We start from the raw sequence: 4,829 nt of genomic DNA on the forward strand, positions 1-4,829 counted from the left end.
GGACGTTGATAGGCATGGTGTGTAAGCGTTGTGAGGCGTTGAGCTAACATGTACTAATGACTCGAGAGGCTTAACCATACAACCCAGATGGGTTTTACTGAAAATGTTCCAGACATTTTCTAGCACTTCCTCCTTCCATGGAGGTCGTACGAAAAGCCTTAGACAGAATACAGATACTTGATAAAGTATGAACTCAAAGTGAGTCTTAACTTAATAAGACAATCAGCTTTCCGAATTATTATTAACGTGGTCCAGAGATGGACACGGTAATAAACAGAATTTGCTTGGTGACAATAGCCTTGTGGAACCACCTGATCCCATCCCGAACTCAGAAGTGAAACGCAAACGCGCCGATGGTAGTGTGGGGTCTCCCCATGTGAGAGTAGGTCATCGCCAAGCGCCTAATTATCTCATTGAGATGTAACCAAGCCAGCTAAATAAGCTGGCTTTTTTGCGTCTGCAATTTGTTAATTGGACTGATTTTCCTGCTTTTCTCTCAGTTCTTCATCCTGCCATCTTCTCTAGCATGAGCTGCAATCCTCGCTTTTAGCAGTTACAATACGTTTTTGTCGTCATTGAACAAACACATGTCTCTATCTCATAGCCTTCAATCATTTAATTCCTTTGGTTTAGCCCAGTCTTGCGCGGATCTTGTTGAGGCGCACTCAAAAGAAGCTGTTAAGGCGATATGTGTGCCACTATGGCAACAGCAATTGCCTATGTTGGTGCTTGGTGGCGGTAGCAATCTGGTCTTTACGGAGGACTTTAACGGCACAGTTGTCAGGATTTTATCGAAAGGAATAAAAGTATCTGAAGACACAGAAGCATTTTATCTCGATGTTGAGGCGGGTGAGAATTGGCACGAGTTAATTCAGTTTACGCTCGAGCATGGCATGTTTGGGCTGGAGAATATGGCATTAATTCCTGGGACGGTTGGCGCAGCACCTATTCAGAATATTGGCGCTTATGGTGTTGAACTATGTGATGTGTGTGATTGGGTTGAGTATCTTGATTTACCCTCAGGTGAGTTTGTGCGCATCAGTACAGTTGAGTGTCAATTTGCTTACCGTGAGTCTATTTTCAAAGACAAATTGCGCAATCTCGCTGTAGTCACTGCTGTTGGACTGCGCTTAGCTAAACGTTGGCAACCGCGTTTGGCCTATGGTCCATTGCAATCGTTTGACCCCGCAACCGTTACAGCGTATGAGATTTTTGAGCGTGTATGCCAAGTACGAAGTGAAAAGCTTCCTGATCCCGCGGTGCTCGGCAATGCAGGCAGTTTCTTTAAAAACCCCATTGTAAGCGCAGCCTGTTATCTAGATTTAGCACAGCGTTTTCCGACGATAGTGGGCTACGCACAAGCGGATGCAACAGTGAAATTGGCGGCAGGCTGGTTGATTGAACAAGCGGGACTGAAAGGTTTTGTGCTCGGCAATGTGGCGGTGCATGACAAGCAAGCCTTAGTGTTAGTGAATCGAGGCGGAGCAACGGGGCATGATATTTGCCGCCTAGCGCTGCATGTTATTGCGCAAGTACGGGATAAATTTGGTGTCGTGCTAGAAGCTGAACCTAGAATCATCGGGGCTAACGGTGAAGGAGATTTGCATGTCTGAACATTGGGGAAGAAAACGCCAGATATTAGCTTTATTATCTAGCGGGCAATTTGTTTCAGGCGAGCAGTTAGCCACTGAACTTGGGATTTCGCGTGCCGCAGTGAATAAGCACATCGATGCGCTAGAAACCTATGGTGTGGCAATTTATAGCGTCAAAGGTCGCGGCTATAAGTTAGCGAATCCTATTTCTTTGATTGATGCTTCACGTTTAGTGCAATCAATTGATAATCGTTGCTTTTACTTTGATGAGATAGCAAGCACCAACGGTTTTTTGCTGGACCATATTACTGAATTGAAGAATGGTGATGTGTGTGTGGCAGAGTATCAATCCGCAGGTCGTGGTCGTCGAGGCCGAACTTGGGTGTCGCCCTATGGGCATCACTTATATTTCTCGCTGTTTTGGACATTTCCTCAGGGAATGGCACAGGCAATGGGATTAAGTTTAGTGGTGGCCTGTACATTGGTTGAAGTGCTTAAATCTTTTGGCATCGAGAATATTGGTGTTAAGTGGCCCAATGACATCTATTTGGATAACAAGAAGCTTGCCGGGATCTTGATTGAGATGTCGGGTCAGGCTGATAGCCAGTGCCAGCTTATCATAGGTGTTGGTGTCAATATGGCTATGTCAGAGGAACAAGGTAAAGGTATCGATCAGCCTTGGAGTGATTTGTCAGAGTTGGTCGACATGCCTGACAAGACGGCGCTTGTTATTGCATTACAGAAGCAGCTTAAGCGTGATATTCAGTTATTTGAGCGTGAAGGATTAGCTGCATTCAAGACTCGTTGGCAAGCCGCAGACTTATTTTATGGCCGTGAAATACGTTTGCTTATGGGGGAAAAGTCTGTCGCAGGAATTTGTCGAGGCGTTGATGAGCAAGGTGCGGTATTGCTCGAAACCGCTGATGGTGTTCAAGCATTTATCGGCGGTGAAATTAGCTTAAGGGCACGCTAAGTACGCAAGAGTCAATTTTACAAAGGCTATTTGCGCATTAGCACGTGGGACATCAAATGATCCTGACCTTTCTGCAGGATCAAATGGGCCCTCTCACGGGTCGGTTGAATGTTAAGTTGTAGGTTTGGACCATTGATTGTGTCCCAAATATTAGCGGCAATCGTATTTGCTTCATCGTCGGTTAGCGTCGAATAGTGATGAAAATAAGATTTTTTGTCACTGAATGCACCAGAGCGGAACTGCAAAAATCGTTCTTTATACCATTGTTTTAACAAAGGTTCTTCTGCATCGACATAAATAGAAAAGTCGACAAAATCGGAGACGAAAGGACGACGGGTATCAACGGGGGAGTCGAGTCCAGTCTGTAATACATTCAAGCCTTCTAAAATTAAGATGTCTGGCTGAGAAACGGTTTGATGCTGATTCTTAACGCGGTCATAGGTGACGTGTGAATAGATAGGGGCTTTGACATGTGGCTGACCGGATTTCACGGCGGAGATAAACTCAACCAGCATTTTCATATCGTAACTTTCTGGAAATCCTTTACGCTGTAATAGTCCTTTACGTTTTAAGTCCGCCAGAGGATACAAAAAACCATCTGTTGTCACCAAATCAACTTTTGGGTGTTCAGGCCAGTGCCGTAGTAAAGCTTGCAAAATACGTGCTGTGGTGCTTTTCCCGACGGCGACACTACCAGCAATACTAATGATGTAAGGACTTTTTGATGGTTTTTGACCGAGGAATTCATCAACCACTAAGCCTCGTTGTTGCTTAGCTTTAACGATCAAATTCAGTAGTCGGCTAAGGGGAAGATAAATATCAGTCACTTCCGATAAGGAAATCTTTTCATTTATGCCTCTAAGGTTCTCCAAGTCTTGCTCACTCAGTGTCAACGGCACTGAATCTCGTAACTCAGACCATTGCAGGCGCTCGAAGGCGAGATAAAGTGCTTTTTGAATTGAATTTTTAGAAGTCATTGGCTTTCCTCAGCTTAGGAAAGGCACAGTACACTATGAGAATATTTGGAACAATACTAAATGGGTGATTGCAGTCGTGTTTCCGTTACCGTTTGATGTATTCGCTGTTTAATTGGCCGTCAAAGTTGGATAACGTGTAAAAAAACACCGTTCAAGCGTTTTTTTTACGTAAATAGGCGTTTTTTACTTGCACTTGGGAGCGCATTTACCTAATATCCCGTTCCGAAATGATAATGCCGGCATAGCTCAGTTGGTAGAGCAACTGACTTGTAATCAGTAGGTCCCGAGTTCGACTCTTGGTGCCGGCACCATTTTCTGTGGAGGGGTTCCCGAGTGGCCAAAGGGATCAGACTGTAAATCTGACGGCTCAGCCTTCGAAGGTTCGAATCCTTCTCCCTCCACCACTTTTTTCTAGGTAGTTAGGTAGCCTTAGTTAGGTTGCGCGGACATCGTATAATGGTATTACTCCAGCCTTCCAAGCTGATAACGCGGGTTCGATTCCCGCTGTCCGCTCCAAATTAGTTGCTGATATGGCTCAGTTGGTAGAGCACACCCTTGGTAAGGGTGAGGTCGGCAGTTCGAATCTGCCTATCAGCACCAGCCTCTCTAAATTTAGCTCCTACGCCTAAACATAATCGGTTCGATGTCATTTTAATGCATCGGATTTTTTCTATATGTTAGTTTTCATCACCAAGAATCTTGGACTGAGGCATTACCATGGCTAAAGCTAAATTTGAACGTATTAAGCCCCATGTAAACGTGGGCACCATTGGTCACGTTGACCATGGTAAAACCACACTGACTGCAGCTATCTCTCACGTACTGGCTAAGACCTACGGTGGCGAAGCTAAAGACTTCTCTCAAATCGATAACGCTCCAGAAGAGCGTGAGCGCGGTATTACGATCAATACCTCTCACATCGAATATGACACGCCTTCACGTCACTACGCACACGTAGACTGCCCAGGCCACGCTGACTATGTTAAAAACATGATCACTGGTGCTGCACAGATGGACGGCGCGATTCTAGTAGTTGCTTCTACAGACGGTCCAATGCCACAGACTCGTGAGCACATCCTGCTTTCTCGTCAGGTTGGCGTACCTTTCATCATCGTGTTCATGAACAAATGTGACATGGTAGATGACGAAGAGTTACTGGAATTGGTTGAAATGGAAGTGCGTGAACTTCTGTCAGAATACGATTTCCCAGGTGATGATTTACCAGTAATCCAAGGTTCAGCTCTGAAGGCCCTAGAAGGTCAACCAGAGTGGGAAGCTAAGATCCTT

Annotated in this window: 4 protein-coding genes, 4 tRNA genes and 1 rRNA gene; 8 read left to right on the forward strand and 1 reads right to left on the reverse strand. The window is 45.2% G+C overall.

Annotation, left to right across the window (positions count from 1 at the left end):
* Positions 1-283 precede the first annotated feature (283 nt).
* From rrf to birA, 3 genes are all read left to right on the forward strand, one after another.
* Positions 284-399, forward strand: a 5S ribosomal RNA gene (gene rrf, locus L5M40_RS22420).
* A gap of 188 nt (positions 400-587) precedes the next feature.
* A complete protein-coding gene (murB, locus tag L5M40_RS22425; protein WP_263257269.1) occupies positions 588-1,613 on the forward strand; it encodes a UDP-N-acetylmuramate dehydrogenase in 1,026 nt (341 codons plus the stop codon).
* Entirely contained in the window at positions 1,606-2,565 is a 960-nt protein-coding gene (gene birA, locus L5M40_RS22430) for a bifunctional biotin--[acetyl-CoA-carboxylase] ligase/biotin operon repressor BirA (protein ID WP_263257270.1), read from the forward strand. The genes murB and birA overlap by 8 nt, the downstream gene beginning before the upstream one ends.
* A 26-nt stretch (positions 2,566-2,591) precedes the next feature.
* On the opposite strand, the gene coaA is transcribed toward birA, so the two are convergent.
* Positions 2,592-3,542, reverse strand: a complete 951-nt coding sequence (gene coaA / locus L5M40_RS22435) for a type I pantothenate kinase (protein WP_105251027.1) — start codon at positions 3,540-3,542, stop codon at positions 2,592-2,594.
* 235 nt (positions 3,543-3,777) lie between these two features.
* Between coaA and L5M40_RS22440 the strand changes: the two genes are divergently transcribed.
* The 5 genes from L5M40_RS22440 to L5M40_RS22460 all read left to right on the forward strand — a co-directional run.
* Positions 3,778-3,853, forward strand: a tRNA-Thr gene (locus L5M40_RS22440).
* A gap of 8 nt (positions 3,854-3,861) precedes the next feature.
* Positions 3,862-3,946: transfer RNA gene (locus L5M40_RS22445), tRNA-Tyr, on the forward strand.
* A 38-nt stretch (positions 3,947-3,984) separates the two neighbouring features.
* Positions 3,985-4,058, forward strand: a tRNA-Gly gene (locus L5M40_RS22450).
* Positions 4,059-4,066: 8 nt separating this feature from the next.
* Positions 4,067-4,142: transfer RNA gene (locus tag L5M40_RS22455), tRNA-Thr, on the forward strand.
* 117 nt (positions 4,143-4,259) lie between these two features.
* On the forward strand, positions 4,260-4,829 hold a 570-nt coding region (locus L5M40_RS22460; RefSeq protein WP_263186831.1), incomplete at its 3' end, for a GTP-binding protein.

Origin of the sequence: Shewanella sp. SM68 (genome assembly GCF_025653925.1) — a bacterium.
In the GTDB taxonomy this organism is placed as follows: Bacteria; Pseudomonadota; Gammaproteobacteria; order Enterobacterales; family Shewanellaceae; genus Shewanella; species Shewanella oncorhynchi.